This window comes from Pseudomonas sp. CFBP 8770 (assembly GCF_014841705.1).
Classification (GTDB): domain Bacteria; phylum Pseudomonadota; class Gammaproteobacteria; order Pseudomonadales; family Pseudomonadaceae; genus Aquipseudomonas.
In genome coordinates, this window is record NZ_JACYUL010000003.1 from 82,595 (window position 1) to 105,574 (window position 22,980).

At 63.8% G+C, this 22,980-nt stretch carries 22 protein-coding genes; 9 read left to right on the plus strand and 13 right to left on the minus strand.

Annotation, left to right across the window (positions count from 1 at the left end):
* The first annotated feature begins 9 nt into the window (after positions 1–9).
* From IFT98_RS07635 to IFT98_RS07645, 3 genes are all read left to right on the plus strand, one after another.
* Complete coding sequence (locus IFT98_RS07635; RefSeq protein ID WP_192047945.1) at positions 10–930, plus strand: LysR substrate-binding domain-containing protein; 921 nt, start codon at positions 10–12, stop codon at positions 928–930.
* 328 nt (positions 931–1,258) lie between these two features.
* Positions 1,259–2,296, plus strand: coding sequence for an ABC transporter substrate-binding protein (locus IFT98_RS07640; RefSeq protein ID WP_192047946.1), 1,038 nt, complete (start codon positions 1,259–1,261; stop codon positions 2,294–2,296).
* 13 nt (positions 2,297–2,309) lie between these two features.
* Positions 2,310–3,983, plus strand: a complete 1,674-nt coding sequence (locus IFT98_RS07645) for a GMC family oxidoreductase N-terminal domain-containing protein (RefSeq protein WP_192047947.1) — start codon at positions 2,310–2,312, stop codon at positions 3,981–3,983.
* Positions 3,984–4,235: 252 nt separating this feature from the next.
* On the opposite strand, the gene IFT98_RS07650 is transcribed toward IFT98_RS07645, so the two are convergent.
* Positions 4,236–5,663 (minus strand): aldehyde dehydrogenase family protein, encoded by a 1,428-nt coding sequence (locus IFT98_RS07650; RefSeq protein ID WP_192047948.1) that lies wholly within the window; start codon positions 5,661–5,663, stop codon positions 4,236–4,238.
* Between the two features lie 209 nt (positions 5,664–5,872).
* On the opposite strand from IFT98_RS07650, the gene IFT98_RS07655 reads away from it, so the two are divergent.
* From IFT98_RS07655 to IFT98_RS07670, 4 genes are all read left to right on the plus strand, one after another.
* Positions 5,873–6,820, plus strand: a complete 948-nt coding sequence (locus tag IFT98_RS07655) for a LysR family transcriptional regulator (RefSeq protein ID WP_192047949.1) — start codon at positions 5,873–5,875, stop codon at positions 6,818–6,820.
* Positions 6,821–6,958: 138 nt separating this feature from the next.
* Positions 6,959–7,663: an HAD-IA family hydrolase gene (locus IFT98_RS07660; protein ID WP_192047950.1), complete on the plus strand. Its 705-nt coding sequence runs from the start codon at positions 6,959–6,961 to the stop codon at positions 7,661–7,663.
* Positions 7,664–7,710: 47 nt separating this feature from the next.
* Complete coding sequence (locus IFT98_RS07665) at positions 7,711–8,994, plus strand: NAD(P)/FAD-dependent oxidoreductase (protein WP_192047951.1); 1,284 nt, start codon at positions 7,711–7,713, stop codon at positions 8,992–8,994.
* A 33-nt stretch (positions 8,995–9,027) separates the two neighbouring features.
* Entirely contained in the window at positions 9,028–9,738 is a 711-nt protein-coding gene (locus IFT98_RS07670; RefSeq protein ID WP_192047952.1) for a cupin domain-containing protein, read from the plus strand.
* A 106-nt stretch (positions 9,739–9,844) separates the two neighbouring features.
* Here IFT98_RS07670 and IFT98_RS07675 read toward each other — a convergent pair whose 3' ends face one another.
* From IFT98_RS07675 to IFT98_RS07710, 8 genes are all read right to left on the minus strand, one after another.
* Positions 9,845–10,336, minus strand: coding sequence for an Lrp/AsnC family transcriptional regulator (locus IFT98_RS07675; protein ID WP_043191751.1), 492 nt, complete (start codon positions 10,334–10,336; stop codon positions 9,845–9,847).
* Positions 10,337–10,374: 38 nt separating this feature from the next.
* Positions 10,375–11,061 (minus strand): haloacid dehalogenase, encoded by a 687-nt coding sequence (locus IFT98_RS07680; protein ID WP_122714428.1) that lies wholly within the window; start codon positions 11,059–11,061, stop codon positions 10,375–10,377.
* Between the two features lie 112 nt (positions 11,062–11,173).
* Positions 11,174–12,466, minus strand: coding sequence for a 4-aminobutyrate--2-oxoglutarate transaminase (gabT, locus tag IFT98_RS07685; RefSeq protein ID WP_192047953.1), 1,293 nt, complete (start codon positions 12,464–12,466; stop codon positions 11,174–11,176).
* A 214-nt stretch (positions 12,467–12,680) separates the two neighbouring features.
* The gene (locus tag IFT98_RS07690) at positions 12,681–13,769 is read right to left on the minus strand and encodes an ABC transporter ATP-binding protein (protein ID WP_192047954.1); all 1,089 of its coding nucleotides are present in this window, start codon (positions 13,767–13,769) and stop codon (positions 12,681–12,683) included.
* Between the two features lie 151 nt (positions 13,770–13,920).
* Positions 13,921–15,381 carry an NAD-dependent succinate-semialdehyde dehydrogenase gene (locus IFT98_RS07695; protein WP_192047955.1) on the minus strand — a complete coding sequence of 487 codons (1,461 nt, stop codon included), beginning with the start codon at positions 15,379–15,381 and terminating at the stop codon, positions 13,921–13,923.
* A gap of 136 nt (positions 15,382–15,517) precedes the next feature.
* Complete coding sequence (locus IFT98_RS07700) at positions 15,518–16,315, minus strand: ABC transporter permease (protein ID WP_192047956.1); 798 nt, start codon at positions 16,313–16,315, stop codon at positions 15,518–15,520.
* Positions 16,315–17,235 (minus strand): ABC transporter permease, encoded by a 921-nt coding sequence (locus IFT98_RS07705; protein ID WP_122801315.1) that lies wholly within the window; start codon positions 17,233–17,235, stop codon positions 16,315–16,317. The genes IFT98_RS07700 and IFT98_RS07705 overlap by 1 nt, the downstream gene beginning before the upstream one ends.
* Positions 17,236–17,337: 102 nt before the next feature.
* A complete protein-coding gene (locus IFT98_RS07710; RefSeq protein ID WP_192047957.1) occupies positions 17,338–18,390 on the minus strand; it encodes an ABC transporter substrate-binding protein in 1,053 nt (350 codons plus the stop codon).
* Positions 18,391–18,682: 292 nt separating this feature from the next.
* On the opposite strand from IFT98_RS07710, the gene IFT98_RS07715 reads away from it, so the two are divergent.
* Positions 18,683–19,309, plus strand: coding sequence for a glutathione S-transferase family protein (locus IFT98_RS07715; protein ID WP_192047958.1), 627 nt, complete (start codon positions 18,683–18,685; stop codon positions 19,307–19,309).
* Positions 19,310–19,545: 236 nt separating this feature from the next.
* Positions 19,546–20,568 carry an ABC transporter substrate-binding protein gene (locus IFT98_RS07720; protein ID WP_192047959.1) on the plus strand — a complete coding sequence of 341 codons (1,023 nt, stop codon included), beginning with the start codon at positions 19,546–19,548 and terminating at the stop codon, positions 20,566–20,568.
* Between the two features lie 11 nt (positions 20,569–20,579).
* On the opposite strand, the gene IFT98_RS07725 is transcribed toward IFT98_RS07720, so the two are convergent.
* The 4 genes from IFT98_RS07725 to IFT98_RS07740 all read right to left on the minus strand — a co-directional run bounded on the left by IFT98_RS07725 (position 20,580) and on the right by IFT98_RS07740 (position 22,976).
* Positions 20,580–20,870: a HigA family addiction module antitoxin gene (locus tag IFT98_RS07725; RefSeq protein WP_192047960.1), complete on the minus strand. Its 291-nt coding sequence runs from the start codon at positions 20,868–20,870 to the stop codon at positions 20,580–20,582.
* Between the two features lie 13 nt (positions 20,871–20,883).
* Positions 20,884–21,162 (minus strand): type II toxin-antitoxin system RelE/ParE family toxin, encoded by a 279-nt coding sequence (locus IFT98_RS07730; protein ID WP_192047961.1) that lies wholly within the window; start codon positions 21,160–21,162, stop codon positions 20,884–20,886.
* A gap of 173 nt (positions 21,163–21,335) precedes the next feature.
* Positions 21,336–21,611, minus strand: a complete 276-nt coding sequence (locus IFT98_RS07735) for a hypothetical protein (protein WP_122480593.1) — start codon at positions 21,609–21,611, stop codon at positions 21,336–21,338.
* 96 nt (positions 21,612–21,707) lie between these two features.
* Positions 21,708–22,976 (minus strand): NAD(P)/FAD-dependent oxidoreductase, encoded by a 1,269-nt coding sequence (locus IFT98_RS07740; RefSeq protein ID WP_342214145.1) that lies wholly within the window; start codon positions 22,974–22,976, stop codon positions 21,708–21,710.
* Between the last annotated feature and the right edge of the window lie 4 nt (positions 22,977–22,980).

Consider the following 22,980-nt stretch of genomic DNA (forward strand, 5'->3'; position numbering starts at 1 on the left):
AAACAATCCATGAGCATGATCGACGACCTGAGCTTCTTTCAGCAGGTGGCCACCCGCGCCAGCCTGACCGCGGTGGCCCGCCATCTTGGCCTGTCGCTGCCAGCGGTGAGCAAACGGCTGAGCCAACTGGAACAGCGCCTGGGTGTGCAGTTGCTGCAACGCACCACGCGACGCTTGTCGCTGACGCCCGAAGGTGTGCTGTATCTGGAGGGCGGGCGGCCGATCCTGCGTCAGCTCGGTGAACTGGAAAGCGCGCTGGGCACGCGTCAACCGACCCTGCACGGGCGACTGCGGATCAACGCCACACTGGGCTTCGGCCGACGGCATCTGGCTCAGGTGATCTCGGCGTTCGCGCGCCTGCATCCCGAACTGGAAGTATCCCTGGAACTGAGCAGCCAGCCCATGAGCCTGCTCGATGATCAGTTCGACCTCGGCGTGTTCATGGGCGAGCCGCCCGATTCGCGGCTCATCGCCGTGCGCCTGCTGGAAAATCCGCGCGTGCTGTGCGCATCACCGAGATACCTTGAAGACATGCCTGCACCCACCCGGGTGGCCGATCTGGCCGCCCACAACTGCATCGTGCTGCGTCAGTTCGGCAGTGATTACGCCATCTGGCGCTTTCGCAAGGATGGCCAGGACTACGCGCACAAGGTGACCGGGACGCTGTCGAGCAATGATGGCGAGGTGGCGCTGGGGTGGGCACTGGACGGCCACGGTTTGATTTTGAGGTCGCGCTGGGACGTGCAGGCCCATTTGGCAAGTGGCCGGCTGCAGGCACTGCTGACCGATCATCAGGCGCCGCAGGCCGACGTGTTTGCGATGTACCAGCAACGGCGCCATACGCCCCAGCGCATCACCGCATTCGTGAACCACCTGCGCGATGCGCTGGGCCAGCGGCTGCCGTTTGCGGTAACCGGAAAACCCCTGTAGCCGCGTCCGGGTTGTCGCGGTGGGTCAGATGTGGGAGCGGTCATCGGCCGCGAAAAGGACCCCGCAGATGATCTGATGCACCGCGGTGCCCGGTTCGCGGCCAAAGACCGCTCCCACGGAGCATCGGCAGGGACACGGTGACGTGGGTCTGTCGATAACCTGAAATCATGGTGGTACTGACTAATGGTGCATTGTCGCGCAGGCTTCGCCTCTTGTACCTTCCAGCGGTCCCGCTCGGTCAAACAAAAATACAGAACCGGTGCAAACATGGGCTACCCGTCGAGGTTTTTGTCGCTGCCGAATTAATCTACCCCCAGGATGATTTGCCATGAAAACCTTGTCTTTCGGTTCTGTCCTATCCCTGTTGTACGTGGCCATGGCGTGTTCCACCAACGCCCAGGCCGAGCAGATTACCTTCGTCTCCCAAGGTGGCGTGTATCAGGAGGCGCAGACCAAGGCCATCCTCGATCCTGCCGCCAAGTTGCTCGGCATCACCATCAAGCAGGACAGCGTTCCCGACGCCTGGCCCATGGTCAAGGCTCAGGGCGAAACCGGCAAGCCGGTGTGGGACGTGATCGACACCCCGCCTTCGAACTGTATCCGTGGTGGCCGCGAAGGCCTGATCGAACCGCTGGACCTGGCGAAAATGCCCAACGTCAAGGGCATGCCCGAGGCCTATCGCACGCCTTACTCGGTGGCCTACGAGTTCTATTCCTCGGTCCTGGGCTACAACACCAAGAGCCTGAAGAAGGTCCCGCAAAGCTGGGCCGACTTCTGGAACGTCAAGGATTTCCCCGGCACCCGCGCATTGCGCAACGACCCCATGGGTACCCTGGAAGCGGCGCTGATTTCCGATGGCGTGCCGCGCGACAAACTCTACCCGCTGGACGTCGACCGCGCCTACAAGCGCCTGGCCCAGATCAAGCCGGACATCGCCGTGTGGTGGAGTTCGGGCGGGCAGTCGGCGCAGCTGCTCAACGACGGCGAAGTGGACATGCTGATGATCTGGAATGGTCGCGTGGGCGCGGTGAAGAAAGACAACGTCGATGTCGACTTCACCTACAACGACGGCATCCTGCAGAACACCCAGCTGTGCATCCTCAAGAACGCGCCGAACCTGGCCCAGGCGGTCAAGTTCGTCGACACCGCAGTGTCGCCCGATCTGCAGGCCGATCTGCCCAAGTACATCGATTACGGCCCTGGCAACCCCGCCGCGTTCGCCACTGGCAAGCTCAGCGCCGAACGGGGCAAGGAACTCCCAAGCTCGCCGGAGAACGCCGCCAAGCAGGCGCTGATGTCCGAAGAATGGTGGTCGTCGGCCGACGGTATTGCCGCCAAGGACCGCTGGTTGAAATTCGTCCAGTAAGGCGGCCGCAAGCGTGATCGACTATCTGATTCTCGGCGGCGGCAGCGCGGGGTGCGTGCTGGCCGCGCGGCTGTCCGAAGACCCCAGCAAGCGCGTGTGCCTGGTGGAAGCCGGGCGTGACATTGCGCCGGGCAAGATGCCCGCGGCCATTGCCAGTCGCTACCCCGGCCGCGCCTATCTGGATGGGCGCAACATCTGGCAGCGCCTGACCGCTCGCATGGCCGCTCAGGGCAGTCGTCGCTATGAGCAGGCGCGCCTGCTCGGCGGCGGATCGGCGATCAATGCGCTGATGACCAACCGCGGGGCGCCGGATGACTACGACGAGTGGGGGCGGCTCGGTGCCGAAGGCTGGAGCTGGGAAAACTGCCTGCCGTACTTTCGCAAACTGGAAACCGACTGCGATTTCAGTGGGCCGTTGCACGGTAGCGACGGACCGGTACGGATCCGGCGTACTGCACCGGCTTTTCTGTCGCCCTTCGTGAAAGCGGTGATGGGAGAGCTCGGGTCTCGTGGCCTGCCCACCCGCCCGGACCAGAATGGGGAGTGGCAGGATGGCGTCTACGTGGGTGCCATCGGTGTCAGCGAGCAGGGTGAACGGATTCCGGTGTCGGTGTGCTATCTCACCGACGAGGTGCGTGCCCGCCCCAACCTGACCCTGCGCACCGAGTGTGTGGTGGACCGAGTGCTGTTCCGCGGCACCCAGGCGGTGGGCGCGCGTTTGCTGGACCAGGCCGGCGTGGCCGAGGACGTGTTTGCCGAGGAGGTGATTGTCTGCGCCGGGGCGATCCACAGCCCTGCGCTGTTGATACGCAGTGGGGTTGGGCCGCTGGACCAACTGCTGGACCTGGGCGTGCCGTTGGTGGTCGACCGGCCGGGCGTGGGCGGCAATCTCATGGAGCATCCGTCGATTGCCGTGTCGGCGCTGCTGACGGCGCAAGGACGGACGCCCCACGTCGACGAGCATCACGAGCAGGCCATCGTGCGCTTTTCATCCGGGTTGCCGGGCACGGTGCCGGGTGACATGCACGGTGCGATCCTGTCGCGTTCCGGCTGGCACTCGGTGGGTTATCGCTTGGGTACGATGTTCTTCTGGGTCAATAAATCCTACTCACGGGGGCGCGTGCAGGTGACGTCGCTGGATCCGTTGCAGGAGCCGGAGGTCAGTTTCTCGATGCTGTCCGAAGCACGCGACCTGCAGCGGTTGAAGCAGGCTTTGCGCATGGGTGCCGAGACGTTGTCGGCACCGGGGCTGGGGGCTCTGCGCAGTGTGGTGTTTCCATCCAGCTACTCGCCACGGGTGGCCAAGGTGGCGATGCCTGGCCGTTTCAATGCCATGCAGCGTGGGCTGTTGAGCGTGCTGCTGGACATCGCCGGCCCCTTGCGCGGGCTGTTGGTGCGAGGCCTGGTGACCCAAGGGGTGACCCTGAAAAAATTGCTGGCCGACGACAAGGCGCTGACCGCCTTCGTACGCGCCAATGTGGGCGGTACCTGGCATCCGTCAGGCACCTGCCGCATGGGCCGTGCGGAGGATCCCCAAGCGGTGACTTTGGGTGACGGGCGGGTGATCGGGGTAACGGCATTGCGGGTGTGCGATGCGTCGTTGATGCCGTCGATTCCATGCGCCAACACCAATGTGCCGACCATCATGATGGCCGAGCGCATCGCCGATCTGATCAAGGCGGGGTGAGGTCGCGTTCCTCCAGGCAGACCGCGGCGCCTGATTCGCGGCCGGTGACCGCTACCACAGGTGGTCGCGATTTCCTGTGGCAAGAGCCGTTGTGGGAGCGGTCCTTGGCCGCGAAGGGCGTGCTGCGGTGTTTCAGGCAGACCGCGGCGCCTGGTTCGCGGCCGGTGACCGCTCTTACAGGTGGTCGTGATTTCCTGTGGCAAGAGCCGTTGTGGGAGCGGTCCTTGGCCGCGAAGGGCGCGCTGCGATGTTTCAGGCGTCCCAGCCAACGATACCCTTCACCTCCAGGAACGCTTCCAACCCCCATTCGGCATATTCGCGGCCATTGCCGGATTGCTTATAGCCACCGAACGGCGCCGCTGCGTCCCAACTCGGGTAATTGATGTAGACGCTGCCAGCGCGCATCTGCAAGGCAACCTGGCGTGCCCGCGCAAGGCTGGCGGACTGCACGTACGCGGCCAGCCCGAACACGCTGTCGTTGGCCATGCGTACCGCGTGCTGTTCATCGGTATAGGGCTGGATCACCAGCACCGGGCCGAAGATTTCCTCGCGGGCAATCGTCATCTGCGCATCCACCCCGGCGAAGATCGTTGGTTGCACGTAATACCCGAGGTCCAGCCCGGCCGGTCGGCCTAGGCCGCCACACACCAACTGCGCGCCTTCCTCGATACCGATGGCGATCATCCGCTGGATTGCCTGGTATTGCCGGTCACTGATCACCGGGCCCAGGGTCGTGGACGGATCGTCGGGTGCGCCGACTCGATGGGCCGATGCCGCCGCGCGCGCGATCGCCACTGCCTGATCGTGCAGCGCGGCGGGCACCAGCATCCGCGTGGGCGCGTTGCAGGACTGGCCACTGTTGCCGAAGCACCCGTTGACCCCTGCCGTCACCGCTGCGTGCAGGTCTACATCGTCGAGCAGGATATTGGCCGACTTGCCGCCCAGTTCCTGGTGCACCCGCTTGACCGTTGGCGCAGCCAGCCGCGCCACCTCCACGCCGGCCCGGGTGGAGCCGGTGAACGACACCATGTCCACGTCGGGGTGGCTGGCCAACGCTGCGCCCACGCCAGGTCCGTCGCCATTGATCAGGTTGAACACGCCCGCCGGTACTCCGGCGCTGTGCATCACTTCGGCAAAAATGATGGCGTTGATCGGCGCGATTTCGCTCGGCTTGAGCACCAGCGTGCAGCCGGCGGCCAGTGCCGGTGCCACCTTGCAGGCGATCTGGTTGATCGGCCAGTTCCAGGGCGTGATCAACGCCACCACGCCGACTGGCTCCTGGTTGATCAGCGTGGTGCCGCGCCGGGTGCGGAACTCGAAGCTGTCCAGGGTGCGCAGCATCTGCTCCAGGTGACGCTTGCCGATGCCGGCCTGCCAGTCGTAGGCCAAGGCTTTGGGCGCGCCGACCTCCTGCATGATGGCAGCGGCGATGTCGTCGTAGCGGGCCATGAAGGACTCGAGAATTCGTTCGAGCAGCGCCTTGCGTTCGGCCGGAGTGGTAAACGCAAAATCGGCAAAGGCACGCCGCGCCGCCGCGACGGCCGCATCGACATCGGCCTGTTCACCCAGGGCGATTTCGGCAAAGGCCTGTTCGCTCGCCGGGTTGATCACCGCCAATCGGCGCGCGCCTGAAGGCTCGACCCATCGGCCGTCTATATAGAACTTCAACGCATTGTTCAAAAGTCGCTCTCCACCAGTGATAAAAAAGGCCGATGCGCCTGCGTACCCGTAGCAGCGGCGCTAGCCGCGTCCGGGTTGGCTGCGGTCGGTCAGACACACCGCATATGCCGACAGCGCCGCAGGGAAAAAGGGTTACATGCCGTCAGAATAGGAACGGTTTTCCTGTCAGGGCAATTTACTAATAGTTTTCCCAGGCATAAACTCAGGTCATGTCCAACCTTCGCAGAAAACTGCCCAGTTCCGGTTCCTTGTTCGTTTTCGAGGCAGCCGCCCGTTGCGGCAGTTTCACCCGTGCGGCCGACGAACTCTGTGTCAGCCAGCCCGCCGTGAGCCGCATGCTCTCGCGCCTGGAAGAACACCTCGGGGTGCAGCTGTTCGAACGCGTTCGTGGCGGCGCGCGGCTCACCGAAAGCGGGACAATTCTTTACCGCCGGGTCCAGGAAGGTTTCGACACCATCGAGTCGGCCATCGGCGAAATCTCCGCCCGCGCCACCGGCATGGAAACCATCACCCTGTCGGTGTCCACCGCGTTCACCACGCATTGGCTGATGCCGCGCATGAGCCGTTTCAGCGAGCGCTTTCCTGCGGTGGACATGCGTTACCAACTCATGTCCGGACGCATCGGCGGGCCGTTGATGGATGTCGACTTGGGTATGCGCTATGTCGACGCCGGCAGCGTCAAAGCCGCAGACAGCCTGGTTCTTCCGGAAATCACCCTGCCCGTGTGCAGCCCGCAGTACCGCGCCGGCGTACCGAGCGGCAAGGGCAAGAATGCAATGCCCGCGCTGATCCACATGGACAACCAGGACCGTACCTGGGCGGCGCCTTTCGACCAGGGTGGACGCGCAGACAATGCCCTGGTGTTCTCCGATTATGCGGTGGTGGTGCAGGCCGCCCTGCTTGGCCAAGGCATGGCACTGGGCTGGCTCAACGTGGTCTCCCACTGCCTGGCCAACGGGCAGTTGCTGCCGGTGGGTGACGAGGTCACGGTCAGTGCCCGGCACTGTTGCCTGGTGACGCCGGCCAACCGTCCGAACCGCCCCATCGTCGAAAGCGTGCGTCAGTGGATCATCGAAGAAATGCAGGCCGACATCGTGCGCGTCGACGCGCTTTACCCACAGTTATGCCTGGCTCGGAAGATCGCGGAGGCGTCATGAACACAGGTATGCCGCCATCGCGGGAAAAACGGTAGGTTATGCCCTGAGGTAAGGACAAAACAGAACATATGGCGATTCACCCGGCTGATAATTGAACCACACCTTGCACCTTCCCTGGTTCATCATGCGGAGCGCCCTATGTCATTCAAGCAGTTCAAAGCCCTGACGTTCGATGTCGTCGGCACCCTGATCGATTTCGAAGCCGGCATTCTCAACCATGTGCGCGAAGTGGCTGGCGAAGCGGGCAAGGCGTGCAGCGACGACGACATCCTCAAAGCCTACCGCGATGCCCGCGCCATGCCCGATTCGGGCTGGTGGCCGGATGACCTGGAGCGCTGCTATCACTTGATCGCCCGCCAGCTTGGCCTGCCCGACAGCGACGAATACGCCCGCGGCCTGGCCCTGGCGGTGGAAAACTTTCCAGCCTTCCCCGACTCGATCGAGGCGCTGAAGCGTCTGCACAAGCACTTCAAACTGGTGGCCACCACCAACTCGCAGATCTGGGCCTTGAACCACATGGCCAAGACCCTCGACGAGCCCTTCGATGTGCGCGTGACGGTCGATGACGTGCGTTTCGAGAAGCCCGATCCGCAGTTCTTCGCCTACACCCGTGGGGTGCTGGCCACGCAGGACATCGTCTTCGAAGAGATTCTTCACGTTGCGCAGAGCCAGTACCACGACATTGGCGTGGCCATGCGCCTGGGCTACCAGACCTGCTGGATCGAACGTCGCCACGCGCAGAAAGGCAGCGGCGGCACCCTGGAATCCGAGCACACCAAGCCGCACTACCATTTCACCTCGTTGGCGCAACTGGCCGACGCGGTCGAACAGGAACTGGGCTGACAACAGCGGCGCTTGCTCCGAGCGCCGCCTTCTGGTGGAAACCGGCTATGACTGCGAAGAGTTTATGGGCGGCCACCGCCCGACCGGCCCCGGCATTGCAAGCATTGCAGGGCGAGCGGCAGTGCGACGTGGTGATCGTCGGTGCCGGCTACACCGGGCTGTCTGCGGCTCACCACATTGCCCTGAGCGGCCGCGAGGCGTTGATTCTGGAAGCCAATACCTTGGCCTGGGGCGCCAGTGGCCGTAACGGCGGCGTGGTATCACCCAAGTTTCGCGTCGGCTTTCCTGCGCTGATGCAGCGCTTCGATCGCGACACCGCTCTGCACATGTACCGCACCGGCTATGCCGCCGTGGACAGCCTGGTGGAAATGATCGACAGCCTGGGCATCGAGGGCGCGCAGTTGCACATGGGTGGGCACATTGCTGCGGCCCACAACGAGCTTGCCCTGACCGGGCTGCGCAACACCGCTGACTGGATCAAGCGCGAAACCGGCGGCGAGTCGTCGCGCATGATCGACGCGGGCCAGGTGCGGGAAATGACCGGCTCGACCCTTTTTCATGGCGGCCTGCTGACACCGAAGGCGGGCGGTATCCATCCGCTCAACTATGCCCGGGGCATGGCTCACAGCCTGAACGAGCGCGGCGTGAAAATGTTCATCAACAGCCCGGCGTTGCAGGTCCGCCAGGAAGGCGACCGGGTCATCGTGCAGACGCCCCAGGGGCGGGTCAGTGCCAGACAGGTGGTGTATGCCACCAACGGCTATTCCGACCAGAGCGCCGCGACCGACACTCTGCACCGACGGCTGATTCCCTTTCGCAGCGCCATCATCGCCACCGCTCCGCTGCCCGCCGATGTCCTGGCCCAACTGATGCCGGGCGGCCAGGTCTGTGGCGATACCAAACGCATGCTGCGCTGGTTTCGAGTGGTCGGCGACCGGCTGATCTTCGGCGGCCGCGGAGCGTTCGGCAAGGATGATTCGCACAGCGCCTTCGCCACCCTGCAACGCAGCATGGGCGAGGTGTTTCCGGTCCTGCGCGACCAGCCCGTGGCGTTTCGCTGGTCTGGGCTGGTGGCCATGACCCTCGATTACCTGCCCCATGCAGGTCAACTGGACGCGCGCAGCTTCTATGCCATCGGCTACAACGGCGGTGGCGTGGCGATGTCCACCTACATGGGCAAGCAACTGTCGGCCATGACTGCGGGCGAGCCGGTGAAACTGGGACTGCTGGCGGGCGACACGTTCAAACCCATTCCCCTGCATGCCTTTCGCGCGCCGGGTGTACGCTTGGCCGCAGGTTGGCAACAACTGTTGGACGCCATCGGCCGCTGAGCCGCGAACTTCTTCATTGCCAAGACGAGACCTATGCCCCCGATCCTGCATTATTCACAGCCCCCCCTCGAACGCCGTCTACCCGTCGCCGCCTTCGCGTTGCAGGACGACCCCCTGGCGGCCGGCCGTACCGTGCATTTCCATGACCCCCACACGGGCTACGCAGTGGGCGCCTCGACCAGCGTCGGCGCCAATCTGTCGATCGATGATTTTCCCTGGGTCGAACTGGGGATCGTGGAGGCCGGCGAGCTGACTCTGCAGGGCGAGGGTTTCGACCTGCGCCTGAAGGCCGGGGATTGTTTCGTGGTGCCTCGTGGTGTCGCGGTGCGCTGGCAGCATCGCGGGCAGCTGCGTCGCCTGTTCATGGCTTTTCCCGGCTTGCCGCCGAGCAATGACATGCCTCGCACGCCGCTGAAGATCGACTTCGCTCAATCACTGCCGCCCAGCGAGCCGCCGTCGGCGACGGTGCTGCTGACCCCGGCTCCGAAAGCCTGGAGCGAAACGCTGTTCAGCGCGGCCAACTTGCGCATCGGTCTGTGGCAGTGCGAGCCCTATGCACGCAAGCAGGTGCAGCCAGGCTACAGCGAGCTGATGTTCATTCTGGAGGGCGCAGTGACCTTGACGCCCGAGCAGGGCGATGCCTGCACTGTCAGCGCCGGCGAGGTCGTGGTGGTGCCGGCGGGGGCGACCAATGCCTGGTCGAGCGAGCAGACAGTGCGCAAGGTGTTTTGCATTTTGAGTTGAGGCGGCGTAACGGCCGGACGCGGCATGGGATGTAGGGTGGGCGGGCGTGGACACCGGCCCTGTAGCAGCGGCGCAAGCCGCGTCCGGGGTCACCGCGGTGCGTGAATCAAACCGCGCGTACCAGGCTGCGCAACGGCACAGCGCTCTTGAGCACAGGGCTCTTGATGACGATGTAGCTGAAATACTTGTCGATACCGATGTTCTTGTCGAGGATCGACTCCATCAGCTCCTGGTAGTGCTGGATGCTGCTGCACAGGAACCGCACCAGATAGTCATACCCGCCGCTGATCAAATGGCATTCGAGCACCTCGTCGATGTTGCGGATGCTCGATTCGAACTTCACGAAATCGGCACGTTTGTGGTCCGACAGGGTCACCTCCGTGAACACCGTGACGGAGCTGGCGAACTTGGCCAGATTGACATGCGCTTCATAGCCACTGATGTAGCCCGCCGACTCCAGGCGTTTGACCCGTTGCAGGCAGGGGCTGGGTGACAGGCCAACGGCTTCGGCGAGGCTGACGTTGGTCATGCGCCCGTCCTTCTGCAGTTGCACCAGGATATTGATGTCGATGCGATCCAGTTTCGTTGCAGCATCCATGGGGTGGACCTCGTCAAGTCAAAGCATGAACGTGGGCCTCAGGCGTGCAATGCCGTTTGATGGGCATGGGCGAGGTCCGCAAGGCTGGCGTATTCACAGCGCTTGCCGTCCAGAGCCTGGGGCGAAAGATTCCATGGCTGGCGGTGGTCACGGTGCAGGGTACACACCGGAAAATCCACGCGCAGGTTCCAGGGGTCATCCGTTTCGGTACTGCGCACCGGCAGCAACTGCGAGCGCTCCAGGCCCAGGCGCTGCAGCTCGATGGCGAGGCTGCTGTGCCAGTCATCGTTGCAAGGCTCGATGACCGCATCGAATGCCACCGGCAAGCGTTGGGTCAGCGCGCCGACATCGATGCCGTGGGGTGGGGCGATCAGTATCAACCGGTAGAACTTGCTCAGGTACTGCAGGGCGCCGGGGGCGTCTTCGAAGATCGGCCAATGGGCCGACGAGCTACCGAAGGCAACACTTTCATCCCAGCCGGGAATCACATGCAATCGGTGCGCCATGCGCTGGTACAGCTGGCCGTGGAACGCGCTGGCACTGGGGTTGCCGCCTGCCTGGCCGAGCTCTTGGGCGATGGCGCGGTAGGCCGTCAGCAGTTGCGCGTCGCTGCCGGGCATTTCGCTCTGCACCGACAAGGGTCGCAGACCTTCGAGAATGCCCCGTTCACGGTCGACCAGGGTGGCATAGGAGAACCCCAGGGCCTTGTACTGTGTGACTTTCATGGATTGCTCCTGAGCGACGGTATGAATGGCTTCCCTGCAGACGCCTACAGCTTTTCCACCGTAGGAGCGGTCCGTGGCCGCGAAGAGCGCGCCGCCCGCCCCGCTCCCACAGTCAGGCCCCGGCTTTTGCCAATGCCTTGTCGAGCATCTGCAGGGCTTCTGCCACCTGTTCGGCGCTGGTCACCAGCGGCGCCAGGAAGCGCACCACGTTGCGATACAGCCCACACTTGATCACCAGCAACCCCGCCTGGCGCGCTTCGTCGATGACCCGCTGGGCGAGATCGGCATCGGCGCTGTGCGCGGCGTCGTCCTTGACCATCTCGATGGCCAGCATGAAGCCCAGGCCCCGCACATCACCGATGCGCGGATAGCGTTGCTGCAGCCCCAGCAAGCCCTCGCGCAGCTGCACCGCGCGCTGCTCGCCCTGCGCCAGCAGGTCTTCGTGCTCGAACAGGTCCAGCACCGCCAGCGCGGCCGCACAGGCCACGGCGTTGCCCCCGTAGGTACCACCCAGCCCACCGGGGGTCGGCGCATCCATGATCTCGGCCCGGCCCACCACGCCCGACAGTGGCATGCCACCGGCCAGAGACTTGGCCACCGTGACCAGATCCGGCTGGATACCCGCATGCTGGAAACCGAACATTTTCCCGGTACGGCCGAATCCGGCCTGGATTTCATCGGCGATCAACACGATGCCATGCTGCGTGCACAGCGCGCGCAGCGCCTGGAGAAACTCGACCGGTGCGGCCAGGAAACCGCCGTCGCCCTGCACCGGCTCGATCAGGATCGCCGCCACCCGATCCGGCGCCACGTCACTGGCGAACAGCTCGTGCAACTGCGCCAGAGCGTCGTCGCTGCTGATGCCGCGATAGGCGTTGGGGTAGCTGGCGTGATAGATCTCCGCCGGGAACGGGCCGAAATTCTGTTTGTAGGGCTGGCTCATGCCGGTCAAGGTCACACCCAACAGGGTGCGTCCATGGAAGCCCCCGCGAAACGAAATCACCGCTGGCCGCTGGGTGTAGCCGCGGGCGATCTTGATCGCGTTTTCCACCGCTTCGGCGCCGGAAGTGAACAGCACGCTCTTGTAGTGTTCGTCCCCGCCGATCAACGCGTTCAGCCGCGCGGCCACGTCGATGTAGGTCTCGTAGGCCGCCACCTGGAAACTGACATGGGACACCTTGCCCACCTGGCTGCGCACCGCCTCGACCACGGCCGGGTGATTGTGGCCAACATTGAGCACGCCGATGCCGCCGACGAAATCCAGATAGCGCTTGTTGTCCACGTCCCACAACTCGGCGCCCTGGGCACGCGCGGCGACGACCGGGTGGGCGGTGGCGATGCCACGGGGCACGTGTTGTTCGCGCAGGGCAAGCAGGCGTTGATTTTCGGTCAGTGCAGAATTCATCTCGATCTCCGTGAGCGCCGAGCGTGGCGGGTGATGTGATCAGGATAAGGAGTGGCGCAAATCACAAGCACCGAAGTTGCGGGTTGCGCTGGGGTGTTTGCGTTTTTTTTGCGGGTGGGGCGGTAGATTCGGTTGTTTGGGTGGTGGGGTGTCAGTGCTGGCCTCTTCGCGGGCGGCGAGCCTTCTGCCCGCGAAGGGGCCTGCACTGACCTCCTCAAACCCCGGCGCGCGGCACTACGATGGTGTCTTCCGGATGCAGGCGCATCAGCATCGGCGAGCCGATCGGCGGCAGGCTCAGGTTGCCTTCGTGGTGGCTGGGCTGGCGCAGGCTGACCGTGGGCCCACCGTCCAGATCGACGAAGACCTTCAAGCTTTCGCCCTGAAAGACGATGTCGGCGACGCGCCCGCTCAGACGGTTCCATTCAGGCCCGGCGCTGGCGCTGTCCAGCAGCAGCTTTTCCGCTTGCAGCGCCAGGAATACATCGCCCGTAGCGGGCACCGGGCGCGTGGTGCGCAGGGCCGTGGTGCCCAGGGTCAAACCGTTGTTCGCGCTGCGTTGCAGCGGCACCAGCGTGCTTTCGCCGATGAAGCTGGCGACGAAGTCGTCCGAAGGGTGGTCGTGCAGGCGGCGCGGCGTGTCGACCTGAACCAGTTGCCCGCCGCGCATGATGGCGATGCGGTCGCTCATGGTCAGCGCCTCACGCTGGTCGTGGGTGACGTAGATCATGGTCGCGCCCAGGCGCTTGTGCAGGGCGCGCAGCTCGATCTGCATGGTCTCGCGCAGCTGCTTGTCCAGCGCCGACAGCGGCTCGTCCATCAAGATCAGCTTGGGTTCGAAAACGATGGCCCGGGCCAGTGCCACGCGCTGGCGCTGGCCGCCGGAAAGCGCGGCAATCGAGCGCTCTTCGTAGCCACTGAGTTCCACCGTGGCCAGGGCCTGTTTGACCCGCTCCCGGCTCTTGCCCACGCTTTCGCCGCGGGCACGCAACGGGAAGGCCACGTTCTCGCCCACGGTCATGTGCGGAAACAGCGCGTAATTCTGGAACACCACGCCGATTTCGCGCTTGTGCGGCGGCATCAGGGTGACGTTGCGCTCGCCGAACAGGATGTTGCCGGAGCTCACCCGAATGAAGCCACCCAGAATGCTCAGCAGGGTGGTCTTGCCCGAACCCGAAGGGCCCAGCAACGACATGAACTCGCCGGCTTCGACCTTGAGGTTGACGTTGTCCAGCGCCTTGAGGCTGCCGTAGTGCTTGCTGACCTGGTTGACGCTGACCGATTCGAAACCTTCAGTGAAATTCATCTGTGGTGCTCCAGGAGATCAAGAATGTCGTTTCGGGAAGATGTCAGGGGTGGCCTCTTCGCGGGCAGAGACCCGCTCCCACAAGACGTGCACACAACCCTGTGGGAGCGGGTCTCTGCCCGCGAATGAGGCCCGTCATGACCCCGCGCCTTCAACCCAACCCACCGATGTGCCAGGCCTTCACTTCAAGGAATTCGTCCAGGCCATACTTGGACCCCTCGCGGCCGGTGCCCGATTGCTTCATGCCGCCGAAGGGCGCCACTTCCATGGAAATGATCCCGGTGTTCAAGCCGACCATGCCGAACTCCAGGCGCTCGCCCACGCGCCAGGCGCGGCGCATGTCCTGGGTAAAGTAATAGGCCCCCAGGCCATAGGGCGTGGCGTTGGCCAATGCCAGCGCTTCGTCCTCGGTATGGAAGCGGAACAGCGGCGCCACCGGGCCGAAGGTCTCCTCGCCGGCCAGCAGCATGTCGGCGTTGGCGTCCAGCAACACCGTGGGCTGCACGTACAGGCCATCGTTTTGCGGCAACCCACCAATGGCAACGGTGGCGCCTTTCTCCACCGCATCACTGATGTGACGGGCCACCTTGTCCACCGCCGCGGCGTTGATCAACGGGCCGATAGTCACACCCTCAGCCAGACCGTCGCCGACCTTCAGCTCGGCCACGGCCGCCTTCAAGCGTTCAGCGAAACGCGCGTAGATGCCGTCCTGCACCAGAATGCGGTTGGCACACACGCAGGTCTGTCCGGCGTTGCGGAATTTGCTCTGCATGACCCCGGCAATGGCCAGGTCCAGGTCGGCGTCATCGAACACGATGAACGGCGCGTTGCCGCCCAGCTCCAGGCTCAGGCGCTTGATGGTCGTCGCGCATTGGCTCATCAACAGTTGGCCGACGCGGGTGGAACCGGTGAACGACAGTTTGCGCACGGCCGGATTGCTGGTCATCTCGCCGCCCACGCCTGCCGGCAGGCCGGTGAGCACGTTGAACACCCCGGCCGGAATGCCTGCGCGTTCGGCCAACACCGCCAGGGCCAGAGCCGATAGCGGGGTCATCTCCGACGGCTTGACCAGCACCGGGCAACCGGCTGCCAGGGCCGGTGCGCACTTGCGCGTGATCATGGCGTTGGGGAAATTCCACGGCGTGATCGCCGCGACCACGCCGATTGGCTGCTTGAGTACCAGGATGCGGCGGTCGGCAGCAGGCGAGGGGATGGTGTCGCCATAGATGCGCCGCGCTTCCTCGGCGAACCATTTGACGAAGCTTGCGCCGTAGGCGATTTCGCCGCGCGACTCGCCCAAGGGTTTGCCCTGTTCGGCGGTCATGATCAAGGCCAGGTCTTCCTGGTTGTCCATGATCAGTTGGTACCACTTCTCCAGCAGCTTGGCGCGATCGGCGGCCGGCACTTCGCGCCAGGTGACGAAGCAAGCCTCGGCGGCGGCAATGGCGCGCCGGGTTTCGGCCGCCTGCAAGGCCGGTACGTTGGCGATCACGCTGCCATCGGCAGGATTGGTCACGGCAAGGGTGGCGCCGTCATCGGCGCTGATCCACTGGCCATTGGCGTAGGCGCGCTCGACGAGCAGGGAAGGGTCACGCAGTGAGTGCTTCAACATGATCAGGGTGCCTTTGCAGTCCGAACGATGGCCTAGTGTAGAAATGTCCACGCAGCGGGCGATGCCGAGATGGGCCGCGCGGCGCGGCGTGGATGCTGAATTGCGATGGGGTGGCGGCAGGCTGTGCTGGGAGGTGTTACCCCTGCTTGTTGCGCCCAGCCACCACCACCAGAATCAGCGACGCCAGAATCAGGATCGAACTGATCGCCGCAATCGTCGGGTCGATCTCGTCGCGCAACGCGGTGAACATGCGCTTGGTCAGGGTCTGGTTGTCGCCCCCGGAAATGAACAGCGCCACCACCGTTTCATCCAGCGAGGTGATGAACGCGAACAAGGTTGCCGAGACCACGCTGGGCTTGATCTGCGGCAAGGTCACCGCCATGAACGCGCGAAAGCGGTTCATGCCCAGGCTGCGCGCGACCATCTCCTGCGACATGTCGAAATTGCGCAGCCCGGCGAGCAGGGCAATGATCACGTAGGGCAGGGCCAGCATGATGTGCGCCAGTACCAGGCCGGTCAGCGAGCTGATCAGCCCCACCCGCGCGTAGACGAAGAACACCCCCGCTGCGATCAGGATGATCGGCACCATCATGGGCAGCAGCAGCACGATCTGCAGGGTGCGGATCACCTTCAGGTTCGAGTTGTTGATGGCGTAGGCCGCAGCCATGCCGATCGGCAGGCTGACCGCAGTGGTCACCACCGCCGTGATCAGGCTGACCCGCGCCGCCGACATCCACTCGGCACTGTGGAAGAAGGCTTCATACCAGCGCAGCGACCACTCCTTGGGCGGGAACTGCAGGAAGCGCGCCTCGGAGAACGACATCGGTACCACGATCAGCACCGGGATGATCAGGTACAGCAGAATCGCCGCGACCAACACGGTGAACAGCACATGCGACAGGCGTAGCTGGCGCAGGTAGGCAAGCGTATTCATCAGCGTGCTCCCAGGATGCGTTCGATGGGGATGAAGCGGTTGATGCCCCAGAAGATCAGGAACACCACGAACAGCAGCACCAGGCCCACCGCACTGGCGGCGCCCCAGGCGTGATAGAGCTCGACGTTGCGCTGTACCAGCATCGACACCAGGATGGTACGGCCGCCGCCCAGCAGTTCAGGGGTGATGAAGAAGCCCAGGCAGATCACGAAAACCAGGATGGAACCGGCCATCACACCCGGCGCCGCCATCGGCAGGAACACCCGGCGAAAGGTGTAGAAGGGCTTGGCACCCAGGCTTTCGGAAGCCTGCATCAGGTCCTGGGGAATCTTCTTCATCACCGAATACAGCGGCAGCACCATGAACGGCAGCATCACGTGCAGCGTGCCGATCACCGTGCCGGTGGTGTTGTGCATCATGTTCAGCGGCTGGTCGATGATGCCCATGTCCAGCAGCGTCTGGTTGACCACCCCGCGCCGTTGCAGCAACACCAGCCAGGCGTAGGAGCGCACCAGCACGCTGGTCCAGAACGGCAGGATCACGCAGATCAGAATCAGGTTGGCCCAGAAGCCCTGCAGGCGCGAGGCGGCGTAGGCAATCGGGAAGCCCATGACGATGGACAGCAGGGTCACGATCAGGCTGATCTTGAACGTCAGGTAGAACGTATCCCAGTAGATCCGCTCTTCGAAGATGCGCGCGTAGTTGGCCAGCGAAAAGCCGTCTTCGGTCTGTACCGACTGGAACGCCAGCCAGCACATCGGCAGGATCAACAGCACCACCACCATGAACAGCGCCGGGGCGAGCAGCAGCAACATCGAGGTGTTCTCCCGACGCTCCTCGCGCGCCAGGGCATCGGCATTGCTTGCAGGCGGCTCGCTGTGAGCGTCAGGCATGGATTTGGCGAGATAGGCGTTGGACATGGAACATTCCCTCACAGCCGTGCGCCGATGGGCCGGCGCACGCAGCATGTTGTTGGTCGGTCAGCAACCTGGCGCGGTCAATCGCGGCCCGGCACTACACCCCTACTTTTTCTGCACAAAGGCCAGCCAGCGCTCTTCGGCCTTTACCCCTTCCTGCGACGCCCACCACTTGGCCGACAGCAGCGCCTGGCGCGAGATGTTTTCGGGCGAGGACGGCAGCTTGGCCGCGCGCTCGGCGGGAATCGTGCCGGTCTTGAAGGCTTCCGGGTTCAGCGGGCCGTAGTCGATGATCATCGGCAGCGCCGCCTGCAGCTTGGCATCGATGGCCTCGTTGACGAACTTCATCGCTGCCGTTTTGTGCGCCGTGCCCTTGAGCACGCACAGCGAGTTGGTTTCCAGCACGCCCTGGTTGTAATCGAAGGCCACCGGCGCACCGTCGGCCTGCACCGCCGTGATGCGACCATTCCAGGCCTGGATCATGTCCACTTCACCGTCACTGATCAGCTGCGCCGACTGCCCGCCGGACGTCCACCAGGTGGCGATGTGCGGCTTGATCTCTTCGAGCTTCTTGAAGGCCCGCTCCACGTCCAGCGGGTACAGCTTGTCGGGCGCCACGCCGTCGGCCATCAAGGCAATCTCGAGGGTGGGGCGCGGCAGGTTGCGCAGTGAGCGCTGCCCAGGGAATTTCTTCGTGTCCCATAAATCCGCCCAGGTCTTGGGTACGTTCTCGCCCTTGAAGGCGTCGGTGCGGTAGGCCAGCACGGTCGAGTAGCTGATGTAGCCGACGGTGTAGTCGTCTTTCAGCGCTGCCGGCAGCTGCGCGGCGTTGGGCACCAGGGCTGGGTCGAGCTTTTCGAACAGGCCTTCGGCTTCGCCGCGCAGGCAATCGCCGGTCGGCAGGTCGACCACGTCCCAGCTGACCTTGCCGCTTTCCACCTGGGTCTTGATGATCGGGTAGGCCTTGGGCGAGCTGTCCTGCTTGAGGGTCAGGCCCAGCTTCTTGGCCGCCGGCTCCAGGATGGCCTTGCTCTGTGCCTCCTGGTAGGCACCGCCTTGGGAAACGAACGTAATGTCCTCGGCCCAAGCCTGCCCAAAGGCGCCGACCAGCAAAGCCAGGCCGGTCAGTTTGAATGCGCGCAGCGTCGTCGATGTCATGTACAGGACTCCTGAAGGTTGGCAGGTTGGAGGCGAGCTGGCTGTTGTCGCTCGGTCGTTCTGCTGGACCGCTGCTGTCCAATCTACCGCCAGGGGCTGCGCGCAAGCGGCCACAAATCGCCGTCGCCAAAGCGTTTTATTGCGAAAACACGGGGTGGCGCAGCAGGAACTGTTTTGCCTGCGCAAAGCTATCGAGAGGAGTGGAGGAGCGCGCGCTCCGCGCAGGGATTTTTTGCACTCTGCAGGTCAGGCCGGGTCTGCTCTTAACCTGCCCCTACAGAAGGTCTTCGTCATGATCACCGTTCACCACCTGAACAACTCACGCTCGCAACGCATCATCTGGCTGCTCGAAGAGTTGAACGTACCCTACGAGATCAAGCGCTATGAGCGTGACGCGAAAACCAACCTAGCGCCGGCCGAGCTCAAGCAGGTCCATCCGCTGGGCAAGTCGCCGATGATTCAGGACGGCCCGCACACCATCATCGAGTCCGGCGCCATCGTCGATTACCTGATCCGTCGTCACGGCCAAGGCGCCCTGCAGCCTGACCCGGCCAGTGCCACCTACGACGAGTACGTGCAGTGGCTGCACTTCGCCGAAGGCTCGGCCATGCTGCCGTTGATGCTCAATCTGTACGTCGGCCGTCTGGGCGAAGCCGGCGCGCCGCTGCATCCGCGCATCGAATCCGAACTCGATAACTACCTGGGCTACCTGAATACCGCCCTCAGCCTGACGCCTTACCTGGTGGGTGAAGAACTGACCGGCGCCGACGTGCAGATGAGCTTCGTCGGCGAGTTGGCCAAAGCCCAGGGCAAGCTGGACGCCTACCCGCACCTGGCTGCCTGGGTCGAGCGCCTGCAGGCACGGCCCGCGTATCAAAAAGCGCTGGAGCAGGGCGGCGAGTACAAGTTCGCCAAGTGAGCGTGACACGCGTGGCGTGTGGATGAGTGCACGGCAGATCAGCCTCCCGGCTTGGCTCCCTGGGAGGCTGACGCGGCACAGGTCCAGCTTGTGTAGGCAGCTGACCGTCTTCTTTCAGCCAACATCCGGGCATCAATTCCTGTGAATATGGTTATTCGTTAATCGTATTTAAAGTAAATTTCTTATACCCCTATAGTCGGCTCCAGCCCCCCTTGATTCTGTCGCTTGGAGCCTCTATGTCTCGACCCACGTTCAATCGCCTGGCCGCCGCAATCGGCCTGGGTTTCAGCCTGCTCGCCGGTGCCGTGGTCGCACCCGCACAGGCTCATGCCGAGGGCGAGATTCGTATTGCCGAACAGTTCGGTATCGTTTATCTACTGCTCAACGTGGTGCGCGACCAGCACCTCATCGAAAAGCACGGCAAAGAGGCCGGCATCGACATCAAGGTCGACTGGACCCAGCTGTCTGGCGGCTCGGCGGTCAATGATGCGTTGCTGTCAGGCGCCATCGATATTGCCGGTGCGGGTGTCGGCCCGCTGTTGACCATCTGGGATCGAACCCACGGGCGGCAGAACGTCAAGGCGGTCGCCTCGCTGGGCAACTTCCCGTACTACCTGCTCAGCAACAACCCCAAGGTCAAGACCATCGCCGACTTCACCGAGCAGGATCGTATCGCCGTGCCCGCCGTGGGCGTGTCGGTGCAATCGCGGTTCCTGCAATACGCGGCGGCCAAGCAATGGGGGGACAAGGAATTCAACCGCCTGGACAAGTACACCATCGCCGTCCCGCACCCCGATGCAACGGCGGCGTTGATTGCCGGCGGTACCGAACTCAGCGGGCACTTTTCCAATCCGCCGTTCCAAGATCAAGCCCTGACCAACCCCAATGTGCACGTGGTACTCAACACGTACGACCTGCTAGGCCCCAACTCACCCACCGTGCTGTTCGCCACCGAGAAATTCCGCGAGGAAAATCCCAAGACCTACCAGGCGTTCGTCGAGGCCCTGGCCGAAGCGGCTGACTTCGCCCAGAAAGACAAGGGCGCGGCCGCCGATACATACATTCGCGTGACCGGCGCGAAAATCGACCGGGCCGCGTTGCTGAAGATCATCGACAACCCCCAGTTCGAATTCTCCATAACGCCGAAGAACACCTACCCCTTGGCGGAATTCATGCACCGCGTCGGCGCGATCAAGAACAAGCCGGCTTCCTGGCAGGATTACTTCTTCGAGGATGCCAAGCCGCTGCAGGGCAGTTGAGGGTTGGACAGTCAGTAGATACGAGCTGCAAACGGCTCGATCAGCGGTTGCTCGCGGTGCTCTGCCTGCCATAGATCCCAATCAGCCTGAACGGCCAGCCAGGTGCGTGCTTTGCCAATTCCAGCACGCTCCAGGCGAACGGCCAGGTCCGGGCTGATGGGGGCATGACCGTGCAAGATCCGTGAAAGGGTTTCCCGGGCATAGCCCAAGCGCCGGGCGAACTCCGCGATCTTGATGTCCAGGGCCGGAAGTACATCTTCCAGCAACGCTTCGCCGGGATGAGGAGGGTTGTGCATAGGCATGGCGCAGTAATCCTTAGTGATAGTCGAGGTAATCAAGCAATTCGACGTCGCCGTCATCGAAGCGAAAGATCAACCGCCAATTACCGCTCACTGTCACCGACCAATATGTCACCAGATCGCCCTTGAGTGGATGCAGCCTCCACCCCGGCATGTCGACATCGCCAGCATCAATGGCGCGCTCCAGAATCGGCAAGATGCGAGCAAGGCGTTTGGCATGATCAGCGCGTATGCCCTTGGTTGATCCGGTTTCGAAGAAAGCCTTCATGCCGTTGTGTCGAAAGCTTTTTATCATGCTTATTCCGTGATGTAAACGATCACGCTTCCTGCGTATCGGCATCTCAGAATAACGACATTGTGCGAGGTCTTCGAACACCCCGCTGTTTCCAAATGTGGTCTGGAGCCAAGCGCCCGGTACAAAAAAGCCCCGTCCATCACTGGCGGGGCCTGGGCCGATCGCGTTGCGATTTACTTCTTCTCGGGCGCCTTGATCTCGTCCGGCACGTCCGAGGATAGTGCCTGATGGCGGTCTTCGGTCACGCGCTTCTCGCGGGCCTTGTCGTGTTCTTCGGCGGCTTCGGCTTTTTCCTCGGCGGCTTGGGCTGGCTTGCCTTCGGCTTGCTTCTGAGCGGCGGCTTCAGTGTGCTCGTTGGCTTTCTGCACATGGTCTTCGGAGGTCTTGTCACAGGCCGCCAGGCCCAGGGCGGAAATCATCAGCAGAGCGAGGGAAAGTTTCTTAGGCATGGAGGTGCAACCATTGTTCGGGGTGAATCCCTTTGAAACCGGCGCACGGCGATTGGTTCACCGCCAATCCCGTGCGCGACGCTCTGCCGCAGGCGCTCAGCTCACGTTCAAACGGTCGAGCAGGCTGTACCAGGCCACGCCTGCGCCGATGTAGAAGCGTTGCAGGCCATGCATCGGCAGCTTCTGCAGAGGGCTCACCGGGTAGGCAAAATCGGCACGGCTGTCACACAGGCTGGCTGCCAGCTGTTGCCCCAGGCTGGTACACAGGGCGATGCCGCGGCCGTTGCAACCCAGCGCCAGGGTCAGGCCAGGCGCAGGTTGGTGCACGTGGGGCATGAAGTCTCGGGTGATGGCGATGCGTCCGGCCCAGCGGTATTCGAAATCCAGCTTGCCCAGCTGCGGGAAGAGCAGCGCCAGCGAGCGTTCCAGATGGCCGAAATCCTGCGGCGCGCCGGGGTCGCTGAAGGTGCCGCGTCCGCCCATCAGCAGGCGCCCGTGGCTGTCCTTGCGAAAGTACAACAGCAACCGTTGCGCCGTGGACACGGTCTCCTGCCCGACCAGAATGCTCTGTGCCGCCGCGCCCTGCAGCGGTCGGGTCGCAACGATGAAACTGTTCGCCGCCAGGACGCTCTGCGCCATGCCCGGCCACAGGCCATCGCTGTAACCGTTGGTGGCGAGCACCACCTGGGCTGCGTTGACCATGTGGCCGCTGGCGGTCTGCACCTGCCAGCCCGACGCGACTGGCTGCAGCCCAGTCACTGGGCTCTGCCCATGAATGCTGGCGCCAGCCGCTTGCGCTGCGGTGACCAGCCCACGGGCATAGGCCAAGGGCTGAATGGCGCCGGCGCGGCCATCCAGCCAACCGCCGGCGAACGCCTGGCTGCCCATGCGCGCGGCGACATCGCCAGCATCCAGGCGCTGCACCGGCACCCCGCGTTTCTCCCACTGCGCGGCGCGAGCGTGCAGGCCAGCCACACCCTTGTGCGAATAGGACACCTGCATCCAGCCCTTGCGCACCGCTGCACACTCGATGCCGTGGCGCTTGATCAGGTCGAACACCAGGTCGGCCGAGCGCGACACGGTGTCGATCAACGGTTCCGCCACGGCCTCGCCGTACAGCCTCACCAGTTCGTCCGGGTCATGCTTCAAGGTCGGGTTGACCTGCCCGCCGTTGCGCCCCGAAGCACCCCAGCCCGGTTCCCGCGCCTCCAGCACGCACACGCTGACGCCACGCTCGGCCAGGTGCAGCGCAGTGGACAGGCCGGTGTACCCGGCGCCGACGATCACCACATCGTACGTACCCGACTCGCGCAATGGAGGGGTGACCCGCGCAGGCGGCGCGGTCGCCGCCCACAGTGAAGGCACGTCG

Bases quoted from the DNA above. Each gene is read 5' to 3' on its own strand.
- IFT98_RS07695 (WP_192047955.1), bottom strand. From the start codon at position 15,381: ATGTTGAAGCACTCACTGCGTGACCCTTCCCTGCTCGTCGAGCGCGCC.
- IFT98_RS07635 (WP_192047945.1), top strand. From the start codon at position 10: ATGAGCATGATCGACGACCTGAGCTTCTTTCAGCAGGTGGCCACCCGC.
- IFT98_RS07675 (WP_043191751.1), bottom strand. From the start codon at position 10,336: ATGGATGCTGCAACGAAACTGGATCGCATCGACATCAATATCCTGGTG.
- IFT98_RS07690 (WP_192047954.1), bottom strand. From the start codon at position 13,769: ATGAATTTCACTGAAGGTTTCGAATCGGTCAGCGTCAACCAGGTCAGC.
- IFT98_RS07725 (WP_192047960.1), bottom strand. From the start codon at position 20,870: ATGCCTATGCACAACCCTCCTCATCCCGGCGAAGCGTTGCTGGAAGAT.
- IFT98_RS07715 (WP_192047958.1), top strand. From the start codon at position 18,683: ATGATCACCGTTCACCACCTGAACAACTCACGCTCGCAACGCATCATC.
- IFT98_RS07665 (WP_192047951.1), top strand. From the start codon at position 7,711: ATGACTGCGAAGAGTTTATGGGCGGCCACCGCCCGACCGGCCCCGGCA.
- IFT98_RS07705 (WP_122801315.1), bottom strand. From the start codon at position 17,235: ATGTCCAACGCCTATCTCGCCAAATCCATGCCTGACGCTCACAGCGAG.
- IFT98_RS07700 (WP_192047956.1), bottom strand. From the start codon at position 16,315: ATGAATACGCTTGCCTACCTGCGCCAGCTACGCCTGTCGCATGTGCTG.
- IFT98_RS07730 (WP_192047961.1), bottom strand. From the start codon at position 21,162: ATGATAAAAAGCTTTCGACACAACGGCATGAAGGCTTTCTTCGAAACC.
- IFT98_RS07640 (WP_192047946.1), top strand. From the start codon at position 1,259: ATGAAAACCTTGTCTTTCGGTTCTGTCCTATCCCTGTTGTACGTGGCC.
- IFT98_RS07720 (WP_192047959.1), top strand. From the start codon at position 19,546: ATGTCTCGACCCACGTTCAATCGCCTGGCCGCCGCAATCGGCCTGGGT.
- IFT98_RS07710 (WP_192047957.1), bottom strand. From the start codon at position 18,390: ATGACATCGACGACGCTGCGCGCATTCAAACTGACCGGCCTGGCTTTG.
- IFT98_RS07680 (WP_122714428.1), bottom strand. From the start codon at position 11,061: ATGAAAGTCACACAGTACAAGGCCCTGGGGTTCTCCTATGCCACCCTG.
- gabT (WP_192047953.1), bottom strand. From the start codon at position 12,466: ATGAATTCTGCACTGACCGAAAATCAACGCCTGCTTGCCCTGCGCGAA.
- IFT98_RS07735 (WP_122480593.1), bottom strand. From the start codon at position 21,611: ATGCCTAAGAAACTTTCCCTCGCTCTGCTGATGATTTCCGCCCTGGGC.
- IFT98_RS07660 (WP_192047950.1), top strand. From the start codon at position 6,959: ATGTCATTCAAGCAGTTCAAAGCCCTGACGTTCGATGTCGTCGGCACC.
- IFT98_RS07670 (WP_192047952.1), top strand. From the start codon at position 9,028: ATGCCCCCGATCCTGCATTATTCACAGCCCCCCCTCGAACGCCGTCTA.
- IFT98_RS07655 (WP_192047949.1), top strand. From the start codon at position 5,873: ATGTCCAACCTTCGCAGAAAACTGCCCAGTTCCGGTTCCTTGTTCGTT.